The sequence below is a fragment of the Pseudomonas sp. Irchel s3b6 genome, from assembly GCF_900187415.1.
Lineage (GTDB): Bacteria > Pseudomonadota > Gammaproteobacteria > Pseudomonadales > Pseudomonadaceae > Aquipseudomonas.
Genome location: NZ_FYDM01000001.1, coordinates 21629 through 41719, shown reverse-complemented (window position 1 = coordinate 41719; position 20091 = coordinate 21629). Strand labels below are relative to the sequence as shown.

General features: G+C 61.3%; 22 protein-coding genes. 10 read left to right on the top strand and 12 right to left on the bottom strand.

Annotation, left to right across the window (positions count from 1 at the left end):
• Nucleotides 1-31 precede the first annotated feature (31 nt).
• The 4 genes from acnD to CKW07_RS00195 form a co-directional block, all read right to left on the bottom strand.
• Nucleotides 32-2623 (bottom strand): Fe/S-dependent 2-methylisocitrate dehydratase AcnD, encoded by a 2592-nt coding sequence (acnD, locus tag CKW07_RS00210; RefSeq protein ID WP_095143064.1) that lies wholly within the window; start codon nt 2621-2623, stop codon nt 32-34.
• 143 nt (nt 2624-2766) lie between these two features.
• Nucleotides 2767-3894 carry a 2-methylcitrate synthase gene (gene prpC, locus CKW07_RS00205; protein ID WP_095143063.1) on the bottom strand — a complete coding sequence of 376 codons (1128 nt, stop codon included), beginning with the start codon at nt 3892-3894 and terminating at the stop codon, nt 2767-2769.
• 173 nt (nt 3895-4067) lie between these two features.
• Nucleotides 4068-4961, bottom strand: coding sequence for a methylisocitrate lyase (gene prpB / locus CKW07_RS00200; protein ID WP_095143062.1), 894 nt, complete (start codon nt 4959-4961; stop codon nt 4068-4070).
• Entirely contained in the window at nt 4958-5677 is a 720-nt protein-coding gene (locus tag CKW07_RS00195; RefSeq protein WP_172736608.1) for a GntR family transcriptional regulator, read from the bottom strand. The genes prpB and CKW07_RS00195 overlap by 4 nt, the downstream gene beginning before the upstream one ends.
• A gap of 273 nt (nt 5678-5950) precedes the next feature.
• Here CKW07_RS00195 and CKW07_RS00190 point away from each other — a divergent pair, with 273 nt between their 5' ends.
• From CKW07_RS00190 to pabB, 4 genes are all read left to right on the top strand, one after another.
• A complete protein-coding gene (locus CKW07_RS00190) occupies nt 5951-6487 on the top strand; it encodes an ATP-dependent zinc protease (RefSeq protein ID WP_095143583.1) in 537 nt (178 codons plus the stop codon).
• A 5-nt stretch (nt 6488-6492) separates the two neighbouring features.
• Nucleotides 6493-8025, top strand: a complete 1533-nt coding sequence (locus CKW07_RS00185) for an inactive transglutaminase family protein (RefSeq protein ID WP_095143061.1) — start codon at nt 6493-6495, stop codon at nt 8023-8025.
• A complete protein-coding gene (locus CKW07_RS00180; protein WP_095143060.1) occupies nt 8025-9011 on the top strand; it encodes an alpha-L-glutamate ligase-like protein in 987 nt (328 codons plus the stop codon). Before CKW07_RS00185 ends, CKW07_RS00180 begins: the two co-directional genes overlap by 1 nt.
• Nucleotides 9012-9178: 167 nt before the next feature.
• Nucleotides 9179-10522: an aminodeoxychorismate synthase component I gene (gene pabB, locus CKW07_RS00175; RefSeq protein ID WP_095143059.1), complete on the top strand. Its 1344-nt coding sequence runs from the start codon at nt 9179-9181 to the stop codon at nt 10520-10522.
• Between the two features lie 51 nt (nt 10523-10573).
• Here the strand turns inward: pabB and thrH are convergent, their stop codons facing one another.
• Nucleotides 10574-11191 (bottom strand): bifunctional phosphoserine phosphatase/homoserine phosphotransferase ThrH, encoded by a 618-nt coding sequence (thrH, locus tag CKW07_RS00170; protein WP_095143058.1) that lies wholly within the window; start codon nt 11189-11191, stop codon nt 10574-10576.
• A gap of 174 nt (nt 11192-11365) precedes the next feature.
• On the opposite strand from thrH, the gene CKW07_RS00165 reads away from it, so the two are divergent.
• Entirely contained in the window at nt 11366-12100 is a 735-nt protein-coding gene (locus CKW07_RS00165; protein ID WP_095143057.1) for a phosphoadenylyl-sulfate reductase, read from the top strand.
• 85 nt (nt 12101-12185) lie between these two features.
• Here the strand turns inward: CKW07_RS00165 and CKW07_RS00160 are convergent, their stop codons facing one another.
• Nucleotides 12186-13109, bottom strand: coding sequence for a LysR family transcriptional regulator (locus CKW07_RS00160; protein ID WP_095143056.1), 924 nt, complete (start codon nt 13107-13109; stop codon nt 12186-12188).
• 125 nt (nt 13110-13234) lie between these two features.
• Between CKW07_RS00160 and CKW07_RS00155 the strand changes: the two genes are divergently transcribed.
• Nucleotides 13235-13981, top strand: coding sequence for a 3-oxoacyl-ACP reductase family protein (locus CKW07_RS00155; RefSeq protein WP_095143055.1), 747 nt, complete (start codon nt 13235-13237; stop codon nt 13979-13981).
• Nucleotides 13982-14065: 84 nt separating this feature from the next.
• Here the strand turns inward: CKW07_RS00155 and CKW07_RS00150 are convergent, their stop codons facing one another.
• The 4 genes from CKW07_RS00150 to CKW07_RS00135 all read right to left on the bottom strand — a co-directional run bounded on the left by CKW07_RS00150 (nt 14066) and on the right by CKW07_RS00135 (nt 16370).
• Nucleotides 14066-14758, bottom strand: coding sequence for an HAD-IA family hydrolase (locus CKW07_RS00150; RefSeq protein ID WP_095143054.1), 693 nt, complete (start codon nt 14756-14758; stop codon nt 14066-14068).
• A gap of 275 nt (nt 14759-15033) precedes the next feature.
• On the bottom strand, nt 15034-15387 hold the full coding sequence (locus CKW07_RS00145; RefSeq protein ID WP_095143053.1) for a glycine zipper 2TM domain-containing protein: 354 nt from the start codon (nt 15385-15387) through the stop codon (nt 15034-15036).
• Between the two features lie 317 nt (nt 15388-15704).
• Nucleotides 15705-15908, bottom strand: a complete 204-nt coding sequence (locus CKW07_RS00140; RefSeq protein WP_095143052.1) for a hypothetical protein — start codon at nt 15906-15908, stop codon at nt 15705-15707.
• Between the two features lie 141 nt (nt 15909-16049).
• Nucleotides 16050-16370 (bottom strand): YbjQ family protein, encoded by a 321-nt coding sequence (locus CKW07_RS00135; RefSeq protein ID WP_095143051.1) that lies wholly within the window; start codon nt 16368-16370, stop codon nt 16050-16052.
• A gap of 122 nt (nt 16371-16492) precedes the next feature.
• Between CKW07_RS00135 and CKW07_RS00130 the strand changes: the two genes are divergently transcribed.
• Nucleotides 16493-16687, top strand: a complete 195-nt coding sequence (locus CKW07_RS00130) for a hypothetical protein (RefSeq protein ID WP_095143050.1) — start codon at nt 16493-16495, stop codon at nt 16685-16687.
• A gap of 46 nt (nt 16688-16733) precedes the next feature.
• Here CKW07_RS00130 and CKW07_RS00125 read toward each other — a convergent pair whose 3' ends face one another.
• Nucleotides 16734-17069, bottom strand: coding sequence for a hypothetical protein (locus CKW07_RS00125; RefSeq protein ID WP_095143049.1), 336 nt, complete (start codon nt 17067-17069; stop codon nt 16734-16736).
• 369 nt (nt 17070-17438) lie between these two features.
• Between CKW07_RS00125 and osmE the strand changes: the two genes are divergently transcribed.
• Nucleotides 17439-17792 (top strand): osmotically-inducible lipoprotein OsmE, encoded by a 354-nt coding sequence (osmE, locus tag CKW07_RS00120; protein WP_095143048.1) that lies wholly within the window; start codon nt 17439-17441, stop codon nt 17790-17792.
• A 253-nt stretch (nt 17793-18045) separates the two neighbouring features.
• On the top strand, nt 18046-19551 hold the full coding sequence (locus CKW07_RS00115; protein WP_371850634.1) for a methyl-accepting chemotaxis protein: 1506 nt from the start codon (nt 18046-18048) through the stop codon (nt 19549-19551).
• A 123-nt stretch (nt 19552-19674) separates the two neighbouring features.
• On the opposite strand, the gene CKW07_RS00110 is transcribed toward CKW07_RS00115, so the two are convergent.
• Entirely contained in the window at nt 19675-19857 is a 183-nt protein-coding gene (locus tag CKW07_RS00110; RefSeq protein WP_095143582.1) for a hypothetical protein, read from the bottom strand.
• Nucleotides 19858-19870: 13 nt separating this feature from the next.
• On the opposite strand from CKW07_RS00110, the gene CKW07_RS00105 reads away from it, so the two are divergent.
• Nucleotides 19871-20050, top strand: coding sequence for a hypothetical protein (locus tag CKW07_RS00105; RefSeq protein WP_256576993.1), 180 nt, complete (start codon nt 19871-19873; stop codon nt 20048-20050).
• The last annotated feature ends 41 nt before the right edge of the window (nt 20051-20091 follow it).

The following is a 20091-nucleotide window of genomic DNA, read 5'->3' as shown; positions in this document are numbered from 1 at the left end:
GGGCGTCGGCGCCCTGCCCCCGCAGGTCGCGTTAGACGGCAACAGCCGATTCGAGGAAGTCCTGTGCGAAGCGCTGCAACACGCCGCCGGCTTCGTAGATCGAGACTTCTTCAGCGGTGTCGAGACGGCAGGTCACCGGTACCTGGACCTGCTCACCATTCTTGCGAGTGATGACCAGCGTCAGGGTGGCGCGCGGCGTGCGCTCGCCGATGACGTCGTAGGTTTCAGTGCCGTCGATGCCCAGGGTCTTGCGGTCGGTGCCCGGCTTGAACTCCAGCGGCAACACGCCCATGCCCACCAGGTTGGTGCGGTGAATGCGTTCGAAACCTTCGGCGGCAATCGCTTCCACACCCGCCAGGCGCACGCCTTTCGCTGCCCAGTCACGGGACGAACCCTGGCCATAGTCGGCGCCAGCGATGATGATCAGCGGCTGCTTGCGATCCATGTAGGTCTCGATCGCTTCCCACATGCGCATGACCTGGCCTTCCGGCTCGACACGGGCCAGCGAGCCCTGCTTGACCTTGCCGTTTTCCTGAACCATTTCGTTGAACAGTTTCGGGTTGGCGAAGGTCGCGCGCTGCGCGGTCAGGTGGTCACCGCGGTGGGTGGCGTAGGAGTTGAAGTCCTCTTCCGGCAGGCCCATTTTCGCCAGGTACTCGCCGGCGGCGCTGTCGAGCATGATGGCGTTGGAAGGCGACAAGTGATCGGTGGTGATGTTGTCCGGCAGTACTGCCAGAGGGCGCATGCCCTTGAGCGGACGTGCCCCGGCCAGCGCGCCTTCCCAATACGGCGGACGACGGATGTAGGTGCTCATTTCGCGCCAGTCGTACAGCGGCGCGACTTTCGGGCCGGTGTCTTCGTGGATGGCGAACATCGGAATGTACACCTGGCGGAACTGCTCCGGCTTGACCGAAGCTTTCACCACTGCGTCGATTTCTTCGTCGCTCGGCCAGATGTCCTTCAGGCGGATTTCCTTGCCGTCAACCACGCCCAGCACGTCTTTTTCGATGTCGAAACGGATGGTCCCGGCGATGGCGTAGGCGACCACCAGTGGCGGCGAAGCAAGGAACGCTTGCTTGGCGTAAGGGTGAATCCGGCCGTCGAAGTTACGGTTGCCGGACAACACGGCAGTGGCGTACAGATCGCGGTCGATGATTTCTTGCTGGATCACCGGGTCCAGTGCGCCGGACATGCCGTTGCAGGTGGTGCAGGCGAAGGCCACGACGCCGAAACCGAGCTGCTCCAGCTCATCGGTCAAACCGGCCTCATCGAGGTACAGCGCCACGGTTTTCGAGCCTGGAGCCAGGGACGACTTGACCCATGGCTTGCGGGTCAGGCCGAGCTTGTTGGCGTTGCGCGCCAGCAGGCCGGCGGCGATCACGTTGCGCGGGTTGCTGGTGTTGGTGCAGCTGGTGATGGCGGCAATGATCACCGCGCCGTCCGGCATTTGACCCGGCACATCGTCCCATTGGCCGGAGATGCCTTTGGCCGCCAGATCCGAAACCGCGACACGGGCGTGCGGGTTGCTCGGGCCGGCCATGTTGCGCACAACCGAGGACAAGTCAAAAGTCAGGCCGCGCTCGTATTGCGCGCCCTTCAGGCTGTCAGCCCACAGGCCGACCTGCTTGGCGTATTGCTCGACAAGTTGCACCTGCTCGTCTTCACGGCCGGTGAGCTTGAGGTAGTCGATGGTCTGCTGGTCGATGTAGAACATCGCCGCCGTAGCGCCGTATTCCGGGGCCATGTTGGAGATGGTCGCGCGGTCGCCGAGGGTCAGCGCGGAGGCGCCTTCACCGAAGAACTCCAGCCATGCGCCAACCACTTTTTGCTTGCGCAGGAACTCGGTCAGCGCCAGCACCATGTCGGTGGCGGTGATGCCCGGCTGCAGCTTACCGGTCAGTTCGACACCGACGCTTTCCGGCAGACGCATCCACGATGCGCGACCGAGCATCACGCTCTCGGCTTCCAGGCCACCGACACCGATGGCGATCACACCCAGGGCATCGACGTGCGGGGTGTGGCTGTCGGTGCCGACGCAGGTGTCAGGGAATGCCACGCCGTCACGCACCTGGATCACCGGAGACATTTTCTCCAGGTTGATCTGGTGCATGATGCCGTTGCCCGGCGGGATCACGTCGACGTTCTTGAACGCCTTCTTGGTCCAGTTGATGAAGTGGAAACGGTCTTCGTTGCGACGGTCTTCGATGGCGCGGTTCTTCTCGAACGCCTCCGGGTCGAAGCCACCGCGCTCGACGGCCAGGGAGTGGTCGACGATCAACTGAGTCGGTACCACAGGGTTCACTTGGGCCGGGTCGCCACCTTGCAGGGCAATGGCATCGCGCAGACCGGCGAGGTCGACCAGCGCGGTCTGGCCGAGGATGTCGTGGCACACCACGCGGGCCGGGAACCAGGGGAAGTCGAGGTCGCGCTTGCGCTCGATGAATTGCTTCAGGGATTCGGTGAGCGTGGCCGGGTCGCAACGGCGTACCAGGTTTTCCGCCAGCACGCGGGAGGTGTACGGCAGGGTGTCGTAGGCGCCGGGCTGGATGGCCTCGACCGCCGCGCGGACGTCGTAGTAATCCAGGTGGCTGCCGGGCAGCGTTTTACGGAATTCTGTGTTCATCGGTCAGGACTCGGGTCACGGTAGTTTCAAAGGGTGGGGCCTGGCGCCAGACTTGAAGTTCACACCATCCCTGTAGGAGCGAGCTTGCTCGCTCCTACAGGGATCTGCGTTGAACTCAGATCCCCGCGTCAAGCCTCCACCATTCAGCGTTGTTCGATTGGCACGAACTTGCGCTGTTCAACGCCGGTGTACTCGGCGCTCGGACGGATGATGCGGTTGTTGGCACGCTGTTCGAACACATGCGCCGCCCAGCCGGTCAGGCGCGAGCAGACGAAGATCGGCGTGAACAACTTGGTCGGGATGCCCATGAAGTGGTACGCCGAGGCATGGTAGAAGTCAGCGTTCGGGAACAGCTTCTTCTGCTCCCACATGGTCTTGTCGATGGCTTCGGAGACCGGGAACAACACCGTGTCGCCCACTTCGTCAGCCAGCTTTTTCGACCAGCCCTTGATCACTTCATTGCGCGGGTCGTTGTCTTTGTAGATCGCGTGACCGAAGCCCATGATCTTGTCCTTGCGCTCCAGCATGCCGAGGGTGCCCTTGATGGCCTCCTCCGGCGACGAGAAACGCTCGATCATTTCCATCGCAGCCTCGTTGGCACCGCCGTGCAGCGGGCCGCGCAGCGAACCGATGGCCGCGGTGATGCAGGAAAACAGGTCGGACAGGGTCGAGGCGCAGACGCGGGCGGTGAAGGTCGAGGCGTTGAACTCGTGCTCCGCGTAGAGGATCAGCGACACGTTCATCACCTTGACGTGCAACTCGCTCGGCTTCTTGTTATGCAGCAAGTGCAGGAAATGGCCGCCGATGGACGCTTCGTCGGTCACGCAGTTGATGCGCTTGCCATCGTGGCTGAAGCGATACCAGTAGCACATGATCGCCGGGAACGCCGCCAGCAGGCGGTCGGTCTTGTCGTGTTGTTCGCTGAAGCTGTGCTCGGGTTCCAGGTTACCCAGGAACGAGCAACCGGTGCGCATCACGTCCATCGGGTGGGCGTCGGCCGGAATCCGCTCGAGCACTTCTTTCAGCGCTTGCGGCAGGTCGCGCAGCTTGCTCAGCTTGCTGACGTAGGCCGCCAGCTGGGCTTCGGTCGGCAGATCGCCGTACAGCAGCAGGTAGGCCACTTCTTCGAAGCGTGCCTCAGCCGCCAGTTCGCGCACGTCATAGCCACGATAGGTCAGGCCTGCACCTTCCTGGCCCACGGTGGACAAGGCGGTTTGCCCGGCAACCTGGCCACGTAGCCCGGCGCCACTCAATACTTTTGCTTCGGCCATTGCTCTCTCCAATCTTGAATTTGTTAGGGAATCGGCAAATACATTGGTCGGGATTACCCGACCCTGCAGGAGCGAGCTTGCTCGCGATGGTGGACGGCACACCTCGGTGTATCAGGGGCCCCGCGTTATCGTTGACGTCCATCGCGAGCAAGCTCGCTCCTACAGGGCTTGACTCAGCTCTTCTTCTGGGAAAACAACGCATCGAGCTTCTGCTCGAAGGTGTGGTAGTCGATGCGATCGTAAAGCTCCATGCGCGTCTGCATGGTGTCGATGACATTCTGTTGCGTACCGTCGCGGCGGATCGCGGTGTAAACGTTTTCCGCGGCCTTGTTCATGGCGCGGAAGGCCGACAGCGGGTACAGCACCAGGGACACGTCGGCGGCCTTGAGCTGTTCGGTGGTGTACAGCGGCGTGGCACCGAATTCGGTGATGTTGGCCAGGATCGGCGCTTTCACGCGGCTGGCGAACAGCTTGTACATCTCAAGCTCGGTGATCGCTTCCGGGAACACCATGTCGGCACCGGCCTCGATGCACGCGGCGGCGCGGTCCAGCGCCGACTCCAGGCCTTCCACCGCCAGGGCGTCGGTACGGGCCATGATCACGAAGCTGTCATCGGTACGCGCATCGACAGCCGCCTTGATGCGGTCGACCATTTCCTGCAGGGTCACGATTTCCTTGTTCGGGCGGTGACCGCAGCGCTTGGCACCCACCTGGTCCTCGATGTGAATTGCCGCAGCGCCGAACTTGATCATCGACTTCACGGTACGTGCCACATTGAAGGCCGAGGAACCGAAACCGGTGTCCACGTCGACCAACAGCGGCAGGTCGCAGACGTCGGTGATACGGCGCACGTCGGTCAGTACGTCGTCCAGGCCGGTAATGCCCAGGTCCGGTACACCGAGGGAACCGGCGGCGACGCCGCCACCGGACAGGTAAATGGCCTTGAAACCGGCGCGCTTGGCCAGCAGCGCGTGGTTGGCGTTGATCGCGCCGACCACTTGCAACGGTTGCTCGCTGGCAACCGCATCACGGAAACGCTGGCCTGGTGTGCTCTTGTTGGAACTCATGACTCACCTCGTGGAGTGACTGTCTGATGGGCGCCGTCCTGATAGTGACGGGCGATGTTGCGTTTTGAAGCGCCGATGTGTCGACGCATCAACAACTCGGCCAGTTCGCCGTCACGGTCGGCGATGGCATCGAGAATCCGGTGGTGCTCGGCAAACGCCTGGCGTGGCCGATTGGGGGTGGCGGAAAACTGGATGCGGTACATGCGCACCAGTTGATACAGCTCGCCGCACAGCATCTGCGTCAGCGTGCGGTTGCCACTGCCCTGAATGATTCGATAGTGGAAGTCGAAATCGCCTTCCTGCTGGTAGTAGCCGACGCCTGCCTGAAACGCAGCGTCGCGCTCGTGGGTTTCCAGCACCTGGCGCAGCTCGTCGATTTCTTCGCGACTCATGCGCTCGGCCGCCAGGCGACAGGCCATGCCTTCGAGGGATTCGCGGATTTCGTAGAGTTCCAGAAGTTCGGCATGGCTCAGCGATACCACCCTGGCGCCGACATGGGGGACGCGAACCAGCAAGCGCTGGCCTTCCAGGCGGTGGATCGCCTCACGCAGCGGTCCGCGGCTGATGCCATAGGTACGCGCCAGCTCAGGCTCGGAGATTTTGCTGCCCGGTGCGATCTCGCCTTTGACAATGGCCGCCTGGATACGCCGGAAGACGTTCTCGGAAAGGGTTTCCGAATCGTCCGGGGCAATCACCGGGGGATCGAGTTGATCCAGCATATTGTCGACACCTTGTAAGTCAGTGCGACAAAAACTAACCAATATCCCGCCACTCGTCAAAGTAATTCGGGCGATTGTCGACAATCGTCTAATAAAGGCCGTTGGTAAAACTAAAGTAAAGGACGTCCCCGGCGCTGGCACCAGAAAAACACCGTGCTAGAATGCCGCCCGCATTTGCCTGTCATCTTCTTATGACAGACACCCGAGGGCGCTTGCGCAGTAATGCCAGTCACCTTGAACTGAAGAATGGACAGCAACGCGCCAGGATTTATGAGACTCAAGCACCTCCCTATTTTGTTCTGTCTGTTCTGCCTACCGGGCCTCGGCCACGCCGGAGAAAAGACTGTGTACGGCCTGAACGAGTACGCGCAGTTATCAGGCATCGACCTGGAAGTCGCGGCCAAACTCGACACCGGGGCCAAGACCGCCTCCCTCAGTGCCCGCGACATCAAGCGCTTCAAACGCAACGGCGAATCCTGGGTACGCTTCTACCTGGCCATCGACGCCGCCCACTCGCACCCGATCGAACGCCCGCTGGCGCGGGTCAGCAAGATCAAGCGCCGCGCTGGCGACTACGATCCCGAGGAGGGAAAAAAGTACACGGCGCGCCCGGTGATCGAGCTGGATATCTGCATGGGATCGGCTTTGCGCAGCATAGAAGTGAACTTGACCGACCGAAGTGCATTCCAATACCCGCTCTTGATCGGCTCCGAAGCACTGAAACGCTTTGATGCACTGGTCGACCCTAGCCTTAAATACGCTGCTGGCAAACCCGCCTGCGCCACCGACGTTCACACCGCAGAGTAATACCCATGCGCGCTCTTACCCTTCATCTGAAAATGCTGATCGCCATCCTGGTGGTGCTGGGCATTTCAGTTACGGCCTATCAGATTTTCGTGCTGGGCATCCCGGTGACCGAAGACGCCACCGACGACCTGTGGAACATCGACGCCAAGGTCGAGTTCGTCGCCAGCGCCAAGGACCCGGTCAAGATCCAGATGTTCGTGCCGCCCCTGAGCCGCGACTACGTCAGCCTCAATGAAAGCTTCATCTCCAACAACTACGGCGTGGCGGTCAACCGTGTCGACGGCAACCGCAAGGTCACCTGGTCGGCTCGCCGCGCCAAGGGCAACCAGACCCTTTATTACCGGCTGGTGCTGACCAAGCGCTACACCGCTGAAAAGCCCAAGATCAAAGGCCCGACCTTCCGCGACAGCATCGCCATCGAAGGCCCGGAAAAAGTCGCCGCCGAAGCCCTGCTCGCGCCGATTCGCCAGCACTCGGCCGACGTCGAGACCTTCATCAGCGAAGCAATCAAGCGGGTCAACAACAGCAACGACGACAACGCCAAGATGCTCTGGGCCGGCGACCCGTCAGCGGCGCACAAGGCGAAGATCGTCGAGCTGCTGCTGTCCATCGCCCACGTCCCGGTGGAAAAGGTCCACACCATTCGCCTGGTGGCCGACCAGCCGCAAACACCGGAACTGTGGCTGCGTAGCTTCAACGGCACCGACTGGCTGTACTTCAACCCGGAAACCGGCGAACAGGGCCTGCCGACCGACCGCCTGCTGTGGTGGACCGGCGATGACAACCTGATAACCGTCGATGGCGGCAAGAAAGCCACCGTCACCTTCAGCCTGAACAACAGCGAAATGAACGCCATTCGCCTGGCCAAGCTGACCGACGAAAACACCGACGCCAACTTCCTCGAGTACTCGCTGTACGGCCTGCCCCTGGAAACCCAGCAGACCTTCATGATCATGGTGATGATCCCGATCGGCGTGCTGGTGATCCTGGTGCTGCGCAACCTGATCGGCTTGCAGACCCTTGGCACCTTTACCCCGGTGCTGATTGCCCTGGCCTTCCGCGAAACCCAGCTGGGCTTCGGCATCGTGCTGTTCACGGTGATCACCGCCCTTGGCCTGTCACTGCGCTCCTACCTTGAACACCTGAAGCTGCAAATGCTGCCGCGCTTGTCGGTGGTGCTGACCTTCGTGGTAGTGCTGATTGCAGCCATCAGCCTGTTCAGCCACAAGCTGGGCCTGGAGCGCGGGCTGTCGGTGGCCTTGTTCCCGATGGTGATTCTGACCATGACCATCGAACGCCTGTCGATCACCTGGGAAGAGCGCGGTGGTGGCCATGCCATGAAAGTCGCGATCGGTACCCTGTTCGCCGCCTCCTTGGCGCATCTGATCATGAGCGTGCCGGAACTGGTGTACTTCGTGTTCACGTTCCCGGCGATCCTGCTGATCCTGGTGGGTTTCATGCTGGCCATGGGTCGTTATCGCGGCTATCGCCTGACCGAGCTCGTGCGCTTCAAAGCCTTCCTCAAGGCTGATTCGTAATGTTCGGTTTCTGGAAGACCTGGAAGGCCCTGGAAGCGCGGGGCATCATGGGCATCAACCGGCGTAACGCCGACTACGTGCTCAAGTACAACAAGCGCAGCCTGTACCCGATCGTCGATGACAAGATCATCACCAAGGAACGGGCGATCCAGGCCGGCATTCACGTGCCCGAACTGTACGGCGTGATCTCCACCGAAAAGGAAATCGAAAAGCTCGACGAGATCATCGGCGAGCGCAGCGATTTCGTGATCAAGCCGGCACAAGGTGCCGGCGGTGACGGCATCCTGGTGATCGCCGATCGCTTCGAGGGGCGCTATCGCACCGTGTCGGGGAAGATCATCAGCCATGAGGAAATCGAGCATCAGATTTCCAGCATCCTGACCGGCCTGTATTCCCTGGGCGGTCACCGCGACCGCGCGCTGATCGAGTACCGGGTGATTCCCGATCAGATCTTCAAAAGCATCAGCTATGAAGGCGTGCCGGACATTCGCATCATCGTGCTGATGGGCTACCCGGTCATGGCCATGCTGCGTTTGCCGACTCGCCAGTCCGGCGGCAAGGCCAACCTGCACCAGGGCGCCATCGGCGTCGGTGTCGACCTGGCCACTGGCCTGACGCTGCGCGGCACCTGGCTGAACAACATCATCACCAAGCACCCGGACACCACCAACGCGGTCGATGGCGTGCAACTGCCCTACTGGGACGGTTTCATGAAGCTGGCCGCCGGCTGCCATGAACTGTGCGGCCTGGGCTACATCGGTGTCGACATGGTGCTGGACCAGGAGAAAGGCCCGCTGATTCTCGAGCTCAACGCGCGACCGGGGCTGAACATTCAGATTGCCAACGACTGCGGGCTGACACTGCGCACCCATGCGGTCGAGGCACGCCTGGAAGAACTCAAGGCCAAGGGCATCAGCGAAACCGTGGAAGAACGCGTGCGCTTTGTCCAGGAGATGTTCGGGCATATTCCTCCGGTCGAGGGTTGAGCCGAGACCGGGAGCTTGCTCGCGATGTGATCGTTCCCCACACTCTGCGCGGGCATGCTCGCGTGAGGTACTGCGTCCCGTGGGAACGATCTTGATTATCCTCTAGAGGCATTTCCTGCAGAGGACTACAATCGCCACCCCGCCTCGATGGCTGATCTACCCCGCCCATGTCGACCTGCTCCGTATACCCGCTGCCCTATCACGCCAACCCCGCCCACTATTTTGCGGCGATCCGCCATGCCCCGGGCAGTGTGCTGCTCGACAGCGGTCGGCCAAGTGCCGAGCGCGGCCGTTATGACCTGCTCAGTGCCTGGCCACTGGCAACGCTGGCAGTGGCACCGGACGAAAGCGGCAGTGCGTTCCTGCAACGCCTGCGCGACACCCTGACCCGACTGGGTGAAGCCAGCCTGCCGGCCCCCTTCGAACTGCCATTCGCTGGCGGGCTGATCGGTTACCTGAGCTACGATTTCGGTCGTCACCTCGAAGCCCTGCCCTCCCGCGCCCTGGATGACCTTCAGTTACCCGATGCACGCTTCGGCCTGTATGACTGGGCCCTGATCAGCGACCACCTGCACGGCACCAGCCAGCTGGTGTGTCATCCCGACCAGAGCGAAACCGAGCGCCAGCGCCTGATCGAGCTGTTCAGCCAGGACACTGAAGCGACCGACGCCGCGTTCAACCTGGACGGCGCCATGCAGCCCGACCTGAGCGCCGACGACTATCGGCAAGCGTTCGAGCGCATCCAGCACTACATCCAGGCCGGAGACTGCTATCAGGTCAACTTTGCCCAGCGTTTCCGCGCCCCCTGCCAAGGCGATGCCTGGGCGGCATATTGCGCCCTGCGGGCAGCCTGTCCGACGCCGTTCTCAGGCTTTCAAAGCCTGCCCGACGGCGGGGCCGTGCTGAGCCTGTCGCCCGAGCGCTTCGTCAAAGTCAGCGCCGGGCATGTGGAAACCCGCCCCATCAAAGGCACCCGCCCACGCGGGCAGGACGCCACACAAGACGCGGCCAACGCTGCCGAGCTGCTGGCCAGCCCCAAGGATCGCGCGGAAAACCTGATGATTGTCGACCTGCTGCGCAACGACCTCGGTCGTACCTGCCGCATCGGCTCGGTACGCGTCCCGGAACTGTTCAGCCTGGAAAGCTACCCCAATGTCCATCACCTGGTGAGCAGCGTCACCGGCGAACTGGCCGACCACAAAGACGCCCTGGACCTGATCGCCGGCAGCTTCCCCGGCGGCTCGATCACCGGCGCACCGAAAATCCGCGCCATGCAGATCATCGACGAGCTGGAACCGACCCGTCGCGGCCTGTACTGCGGCTCGTTGCTGTATCTGGACGTTCGCGGGGAAATGGACAGCTCGATCGCCATCCGCAGCCTGTTGGTCAAGGACGGTCAGGTGTGCTGCTGGGGCGGAGGCGGTATCGTCGCGGACTCGGACTGGCAGGCCGAGTATCAGGAATCCATCACTAAGGTGAAGGTGTTGCTCGATACCTTGCAGGGCCTGTAGGCCGGAATTTTTGTGACGAGGGCACTTGCCCCCCTCGCCACAGAAGCGGGTTTACACGCTCAACTCGCGGTTCGACGCCTTGAGAAACTCCTGCTTGAGCTCGGCAAAGCTGTGCACCGCCGGGAACTGCGGGAATTCTCGAATCACGTTGTCGGGGGCATGGAACAGGATCCCGGCATCCGCCTCACCCAGCATGGTCGTGTCGTTGTACGAGTCGCCGGCCGCGATCACCCGGTAGTAAAGGCTCTTGAACGCCAGCACCGACTGACGCTTGGGGTCTTTCTGGCGCAGTTGGTAGCCGGTCACTCGACCGGTTTCATCGGTCACCAGGCGGTGGCACAACAAGGTCGGGAAACCTAACTGGCGCATCAGCGGTTGGGAAAACTCGTAGAAGGTGTCGGACAGAATCACCACCTGGAAGCGCTCACGCAGCCAGTTGACGAACTCGATGGCGCCGTCCAGCGGCTTGAGGGTGCCGATCACTTCCTGGATGTCGGACAGCTTCAGGCCATGCTCGTCGAGAATACGTAGCCGCTGCTTCATCAGGACATCGTAATCGGGAATATCCCGGGTGGTTGCCCTGAGGGATTCAATCCCGGTTTTTTCGGCAAACGCGATCCAGATTTCCGGGACCAACACACCTTCCAGGTCGAGACAGGCAATTTCCACAACACACTCCCATTTGTACTGATTATTGAGTTGAGCGAGCAAAAGGACTGCCGAACTCTAGCGAGTCGAACCGACGGGCGCAACGCAGACGAGCGCACCCGTTGACCCGGGTTTTTGCTACCATCGCCATTATAGAGAGCGCTTAGCGCCACCGACCTGTAGGAAACCGCCTTGATGAGCCCATCGTTCGACGTCGCTGAACTCGCCGCGACCTATGCCACCCGATCGCCCCAGGACATTCTCAAACTGGCCTTTGCCGAGTTCGGGGACGACCTGTGGATCTCCTTCAGCGGCGCCGAAGACGTGGTGCTGGTGGACATGGCCTGGAAGCTCAACAAGAACGTCAAGGTCTTCAGCCTCGACACCGGACGCCTGCACCCGGAAACCTATCGCTTCATCGACCAGGTGCGCGAGCACTACAACATCCAGATCGAACTGGTCTCGCCGGACCACACCAGGCTGGAACCTTTCGTCAAGGAAAAAGGCCTGTTCAGTTTCTACAAGGACGGTCACGGCGAATGCTGCGGCATCCGCAAGATCGAACCGCTGCGCCGCAAGCTGTCCACCGTTCGCGCCTGGGCCACGGGCCAGCGTCGCGACCAGAGCCCGGGCACCCGCAGTCAGGTGGCGGTGCTGGAAATCGACAGCGCGTTCTCGACACCGGAACGCACCCTGTACAAGTTCAACCCGCTGGCGCAAATGACCAGCGAAGAAGTCTGGGGTTACATCCGCATGCTGGAGCTGCCGTACAACAGCCTGCATGAGCGCGGCTTCATCAGCATTGGCTGCGAGCCCTGCACCCGCCCAGTACTGCCGAACCAGCACGAACGCGAAGGCCGCTGGTGGTGGGAAGAAGCCACCCAGAAAGAGTGCGGCCTGCACGCCGGCAACATCATCAAAAAAGCCTGACCCCCCTCTCCTCCTGCAGAAGCAGGCTCTCCCCCTGGGGGTATGAGCCTGCTCGCGAACGCCTCACCTCGATTTCGAGCCCGGTTCACACCGCACTGAAGCGCTGCGCCAGCTGCTGCCCGGCAAATTGCTCGATAATGAAATCCACAAAGGCACGGGTCTTGCCCGGCAGCAGCTTGTGTTCGGCGTAATAGATCGAGATGTTGCCGTCATCGACGTACCAGTCCGGCAACACCCGCTGCAAGGTTCCCGCCTCCAGATACCCCACCGCGAACGGCATGCTCACCAGGGCGATGCCCAAGCCCTGTGTCGCCGTGGCGCAGGCCGCTTCCGAGTCACTCATGGTCATCCGCGCCTTGAGCACCAACGGGCTGTGCTGCTGGCCTTGATGGGTCAGTTGCCAGGAGCGCACGCGACCGGTTTGCGGCGAGCGAATCAGGATGCCGTCGTGGTGCTTGAGATCGTCTGGTTCGATCACCTCGGGATGGCGCGCCAGGTACTCCCTAGAGGCCACCAGCACGCGATGGGCCGGGGTCAGCTTGCGCGCCACCACCCCTTGGGGCAGCTCAAAGCCACCGCCTATCGCGGCGTCGAACCCCTGCCCAATCAAATCGACCTGGCGATTATCGAAATGCCAATCCGGGTTGATCGCCGGGAAACGCCGCAAGAACTCACCCAGCAACGGCACGATGTACAGGCGCCCGAAGACCGTGCCCATGCTGACTTTAAGGGTCCCGACCGGCTGCCCTTCGGCACTGGCCAGATTGGCCACCGCATTCTGGATCGTCTGTAGACTCGCGCTGACCTCGCCGAGAAACAACTGACCGGCCTCCGTCAGTGTCAGGCTGCGGGTGCTGCGCTGAAACAGCCGGACGCCCAGGCGCGCTTCCAGCTTGGCGACACTCTTGCCGACCGCCGCCGGGGTCAGGCTCAAGCGCCGCGCGGCCTCGGCAAAGCTGCCGACCTCGGCGCTGCGCACGAAGCACTCAATGCTGCTAAAGGTTTCCATGGGCGCCACTATAAACTTTTGGTTTACACAGACTATCGCAATTACCGCCTACACAGCAGGTAATCGACCCTCGATACTGGGCGCCATCAACCGAGGCAACTCGCCCCGGGACATTGGAGATCGACATGACCACTCAACACCTCAGCGGTAAAGTTGCTCTGATCCAGGGCGGCTCCCGCGGCATCGGTGCCGCTATCGTCAAGCGCCTGGCCGCTGAAGGCGCCGCCGTCGCCTTCACCTACGTCAGCTCCAGCGCCAAGGCCCAGGAACTGCAGGACAGCATCACCGCCAGCGGCGGCAAAGCACTGGCCATCAAGGCCGACAGTGCCGATGCCGACGCCATCCGCCATGCTGTCAACACCACGGCCGAAACCTTTGGCCGACTGGACATCCTGGTCAATAACGCCGGTGTGCTGGCGATTGCCCCACTGCAAGAGTTCAAGCTCGAAGACTTCGACCAGACCCTGGCCATCAACGTGCGCAGCGTGTTCATCGCCACCCAGGAAGCCGCCAGGCACATGACCGAAGGGGGTCGCATCATCAATATCGGCAGCACCAACGCCGACCGCATGCCCTTCGCCGGTGGCGGCCCCTACGCCATGAGCAAGGCCGCACTGGTCGGCCTGACCAAAGGCCTGGCCCGCGACCTGGGCCCACGGGGGATCACCATCAACAATGTGCAGCCCGGCCCGGTCGACACCGACATGAACCCGGCCCATGGTGAGTTTGCCGATAGCCTGATCCCGCTGATGGCCGTCGGGCGCTACGGCACCGCCGCCGAGATCGCCAGTTTTGTCGCCTACCTTGTTGGCCCCGAAGCCGGATACATCACCGGCGCCAGCCTGACCATCGACGGTGGGTTTGGCGCCTGACCCACGCTCCTAGCTCCCCCAAAAGAAAAACGCCGGGTCACCTTTATCAGGTCACCCGGCGTTTTGCTGTCGAGGCTTTGCCCGTCACGCTGGCTCTTGTACCGGCAGGCCATACGCCTGCGGCTCAAAGGCCTTCAACGAACGCAGGATGCGATCGGCATGGGCATATTTTTCGTCCGCCATGGCCGCGTCGGGTACTGCGACCGCCGTCATCCCTGCGGCTTTCGCTGCGGTGACACCAAAGGGTGAGTCCTCGAAGACCAGGCAGTCTTCAGGCGCCACGCCCAGGCGTCGGGCTGCCGTCAGGAAAATATCCGGCGCCGGCTTGGCCGCGCCCACCTCGGGATCGTCAGCGGTCACGATGGTGTCGAACAGCGCAAACCAGTCACGGTGCTGCGTGGTTTTCTGCGCGAAGGACTGGCTCGAAGAACTGGTGCCCACGGCGATTGGAATGTTGTTCGCCTTCAGGTGCTCCACCAACTCCCGTGCCCCCGGCATCGCTGGCGCACGTGGAAAACGCTCACGCATCAAGGGCTCGCGGATCACTAGAAACTCTTCGGCGCTGATCGGCAGCTCCAGCGCCTGCACCACATAGCGCGCCAGGTCCGCCGCGCCACGGCCGATGATGTTTTGCTTGACGCTCCAGTCGAACGTGCGGCCGTAGCGTTGCGCAATGATCTGCGTGACCTCGGTGTAAATGCCCTCGGTGTCGAGCAACAGACCATCCATATCGAATATCACGGCCTTGATCGGGCCCACATCCAGCGGTGCATTCATCGCATCTGATCCGTTATCAACACAACATTCCGGGAACGGCTCAGGTACGGCCATGGTCATGATTCCCCTTGTCACCATCGATTAAAGGGTTCAGCAGCATAGCGAGCCTGATTTACATCCAGCAACTGTTTACCGCCCCCGCCCTTCAGATCGTGGTCCAGCAAGTCACGAGCGGTGATCACTGCCATGGCGTGCGGGATGCCTTGTAGGACGTCATAAAAAAACCCGGCATTCGCCCGGGTTTTCGTACATCGAGCCGCCAGGATCAGTGATCCTTACTTGGCCATTTTGCTACCCACTGCGCTACCCGCCGCACCGCCGATGCCTGCACCGATGGTGGAGCCGGACTTGCCGCCCAGCTTGTTGCCGATCACCGAACCACCGGCAGCACCGATACCACCGCCAATGGCGGCTTCGGTACGGCTGCCTTTGCTTGCGCCAGCAGCACCACCGGCCGCGCCCGCAACACCTGCGCCGATCGCAGCACCGGTGCTACCGCCCAGTTTGTGACCCACTGCGTTACCCAGCGCGCCGCCAAGACCGCCACCCAGTGCTGCGGTGCCGTCACTGGCCATTGCACCTTGAGCGACCAAAAGCCCCATAACCAGAGCAGGCAGAGTTAAACGCATGACATAAACCTCAAACAGTGTACTGAACAGTAAAAAACGGGATGCCTGGAAAGAGGGTTGTTCACTCCGGAACCCGGCCCTCCTTCCTGAGCGCCCAAGTTTGACAGCATTTACGCCAAGAGTTTTATCGCAGGCAAAAAAAAGCCCGCTGGGGAACGGGCTGAGAAGATTGCTTTTAACGGATGACCTGAGCCTACGGATGCGCTTGTGAAAGAAACGTGAAAAAAAACCTCGTCCGACAAACCTGATACAAAGTGTGGCACACGCTTGACACAACGACCTCCACCCACGGAAAACCGTTCTTTGGCTGGGCCTGCTTACACTTTAGCGACTGGCTTGCGCACAGGGGCCGCCACCTTGGGCATAAACGGCTTTGCCGTGTTCCTGGTCACTGTCGAGCGGGCATTGCCCGATCCTGCCGGTGTTTCAGCAAAACCCGAAACGTAATCCGTCTGCCCGCAGCGCACGCAATTATTGACCGGATACTCCGCGCCATCATCTTCGATGTAAGGATTGCTCATTTCCCTGCTCCTCCAGACAGGTCAATACCGGCAAGCAACGGATTGCCTAAAAAAGCACTGACCCTCAAGCATTCTGAGACTAGCCGGTCATTACTAGACTACTGTTTCAAAAGCTTAACACCCGACGAACGGTCAGCCCGTCTACTTGAGACTGACCGCCGTCCCCGTCACAAAGACCATCAACATACTGCCCTTGCCGGAAGGAATGCTGATCTCGTAGTGCACCCCGACTACGGCATCGGCCTGCACGCTCCGCGCGCGCTCCTTGAGTTCTTCCGTTGCCTGGGCCCGCGCATCCTTCAACGCGCGTTCCAGCGTCTGCGAACGCCCACCGAAAAAGTCGCGCATCCCGGCGAATATATCCCGTACGACGTTGATGCCCTGCACGGACTCCGCGCTGACGATGTCCAGGTACGCCGCAATCTGCCGGCCTTCGATGGAGTGGGTCGTGGTGATAATCATGAACTGTCCTTGATGGGCTGGAAATCGGCCGCGAACTGGCCGAAGTCATGGAGACGTACATACTGGAGACTTGAGGCACGAATTGCGCCACCGATTGCGATATCGAGCGTGCAGGGGTCTGTATGACGGTGTTTTTACTGCTGTACCTGTGCACGGACGCATCGCGCACAGATTGCCAGGTGATCCCCCTTGAGCATTGGGCCCAGCCCGATGGCTATGCTCAGTGTGTCGCGGCAGCCAAAAAGCTGACAAAAGACCTCACCGCCAAGAACCGTAAGAGCAATTACTTCGTCTGTGAAACGCAAGAGAACCCTTGACCGGCAGCAAACGTCCTTCACCTTGCCGCCGGGCAAGGCCTGCGAGCTACAGGCAGTCGCGCACCGCCTTTCGCAGCGCATCGGTCTTGGCCCATGGCGGCCCTTGATAGAGCGATACCCGGCTACCGTCCTTGTACTTGACGATGTCCAGGATTTCATCGGCGGTGATGATACTGGGGGCGTTGATCCTGAATCCGTTGGAGATCGAGACCTGGGTGGTCTTCGGAATCTCCCGCTGCCAGAGCGGCAGCACACAAGCGGCGTATTCCTTGGGTGGCTTGGCCGACACCTTGCTGACATTGGGCTCGCCCGGCACCAGGGACGCCGGCAATGAACATCCGGCCAACACCGCGCCTGCAAGCGCCACTGCCCATATCCGCATGATGATTCCTTGTCGTCAAAAGGAGAAATGTAGCTCCACATCGGTTAGACATCCAGCCTCTGCGAAAGCTTGAGGCCGTACCCGCCAGGCGTGGGTGAATACCGCCCGGGCGCCACTCATCGACCTTGCCGTCTACCTTGGCATTTCGTCGCCTGACCGTTGCTTGAGCAGGGTCCACGGAGCACACTCTGCCCCGCTGATGGAACCAGCCCCCCAAACAGACAGCCCGCCATTGCGCGGGCTTTTTGTTGCCTGCCCTTCCCGCCCCTCGGAGCCCCGAGACGATTTGGCGAACCCCACCGAACTCGACTTTACTTGAACTGATGCACCCAGGTGTCTCTTCGCGGCACTCACTCCGGGAGCCCGACCATGAACATACTCCTACTCGCACTGCTCGTCGGATTTTCGACAGTGGCGGGATGCACCTCCTACGCTCAGATCTATCAGGACCAACCACTGTTCGCCAACGTCGAAAACGGTATGAGCAAGGATCAGGTCCAGCAGATCGGCGGCAAGCCCCTGTCCATCAGCGAACGCACCGTCGAGCTTGGCAGCTGCTATGACTACCTGCTGACCCAGGCAGAACACAAACACACCTATAGCGTCAGTTTTGACAGTTACGGCAAGGTCGATCACACGGGATTCATGACCTGCGCCGAATGGAGTCATGCACAGCAAAAAGCACGGGAGCCCTCCAGCGGCGGTGGGGGTGGCGGGTACTAAGGGATAGAACGCCCCCCCCTTCCAAAACCGTTATCCATGCCATTCAATAGCATGGGAAATATTCCTGCCAGGAGCCAGGTCACGGACAAACAGTAAATACAACTCATTGTTATCTAATGATTTTTTGAAACATTCGCTCATATTTTCCCGATGCATGCCGATGGCCTTCTACCGGACCCAGGGAGCATCAGGAATGAGAAACAACCAGCCCGTCACCCAACGCGAAATTGCGCTGGCCCCGCAACAGAAGCTCATCTCCACGACCGACGCTCGCGGTGTCATTACCTACTGTAATGACGCCTTCGTCGACATCAGTGGTTTTGACAGAGCGGATCTGATTGGCGCGCCACAAAACATCGTCCGCCACCCCGACGTGCCCCCGGCCGTGTTTGCCCATATGTGGGGCGCACTCAAGCAAGGGCGTCCGTGGATGGGGATCGTCAAGAACCGCTCCCGAAACGGCGATCACTACTGGGTCAACGCTTACGTCACGCCAATATTCGAAGGCAGCCGGGTGGTGGGCTTTGAATCGGTCAGGGTCAAGCCGACAGCCGATCAGATCCGCCGGGCCGAGTCCCTCTATAAACGCATCACCCAGGACAAACCGGCCATCCCCCGCCAGGACACCTGGCTACCGGCCCTGCTGGACTGCCTGCCGTACCTGACCATGGGGCTGGCGGGTACCGTGAGCGGGTTGTTCCTCAGCGCGCCCGTGGCGATTGCCGTGACCGCCGGCGTCGCCGTACCGCTCGGCTTGCTCACCTCGCGCTGGCAGAAACAAGGCACCCTGCGCCTGCTGCAAATGGCCGAGCCTTCCACCTCCGATGCACTGGTCGCGCAGATGTACAGCGATGAACGCGGACCTCAGGGCCGCCTGGAAGCCGCCTTCGTCAGCCAGGCGGCGCGCCTGAAAACATGCCTCACGCGCTTGCAGGACACCGCCGAGCAACTGAGCGGGCTGGCCGGACAATCCGACGTGCTGGCTGCCGACAGCTCAAGAGGCCTCGATCGCCAACGCGTCGAAACCGAGCAAGTGTCCGCCGCCGTCAACCAGATGGCCGCGACCACCCAGGAAGTCGCCAGCCATGTCCAGCGCACGGCGGACGCCACCCAGGAAGCCAACCTGCTGACCGCACGCGGACGCGACGTGGCCCGGGACACCCGCGCGGCCATCGAGCGTCTTTCCACCGTCGTCGGGGAGACCGGGCAAACCGTCGCGCAACTGGCCAGGGACAGCAATGAAATCGGCACCGTCGTCGACGTCATCAAAGGCATCGCCGATCAGACCAACCTGCTGGCCCTCAATGCCGCCATCGAAGCCGCACGCGCCGGCGACATGGGCCGGGGCTTCGCGGTGGTGGCCGACGAGGTTCGCCAGCTGGCGCAGCGCACCTCCCAGTCCACGACCCAGATCCATGACCTGATCAGCAAACTCCAGACCTCATCCCACAACGCCGTACAGACCATGGAAAGCGGCCACCGCCAGGCCGAGGAAGGCGTGGCCTGGGTGCTTGAGGCCGACAAGGCCCTGGTGGGCATCAGCGAGGCGGTGGCCAACATCACCGACATGACCACCCAGATCGCCGCCGCCACCGAAGAGCAGACCGCCGTCGCCGAGGAGATCAGCCGCAACATCACCACCATCGCCCACCTGGCCGACCAAACCTCGGAACAGGCCCGCCACTCCGCGGACCTGAGCAAGGAACTGACCCAGACAGCGTCCACCCAGTACTCCCTGGTCGAGCGATTCAATCGATAGAGCGTACAGGGCCCCAGGCAACGGGCCCGGCTCACCCGCCACCGAACAACACAAAACCCCTGGCGTGCGCCGAGCACGTCAGGGGTTTTGTCGTGAGTAATGGCACTCCACTGCCGGGAGGCATTAAAGAAGCTTGACCAATACCGCTGTGACAGCGGCCACCGTGCCGATCAACCCCGTGGCAACAGCAACTGGATACCAGGAAGTTTCACAGGTCACCTTCCCGGCCTCGGCGTTCAGCTTGATCTGCTCGGCCATCCGCTTGACGATTTCCACGTGAATCTTTTCCAGCTTGGCCTGCTTCATGGTCTGCGCCTGCATGACACTCATCCTTTCGGGTAACGGGGGCATTTCAAGTGTGAAGAAGCGCCAGGTGCTTGAGATTTGGCTTGGCGCTGACGCCAAGCTTTTAAGCGATACTGAGGTTGAGCGGCGGTTTGCCATCAAGATCAGTAAGGCGGTACGTGAGCTGGAAGAGGATATTGCTCAAACGTCTTAGCAATTTTCAGCTCGTGGGGCCTGTTAAAACGCTGAAGAATA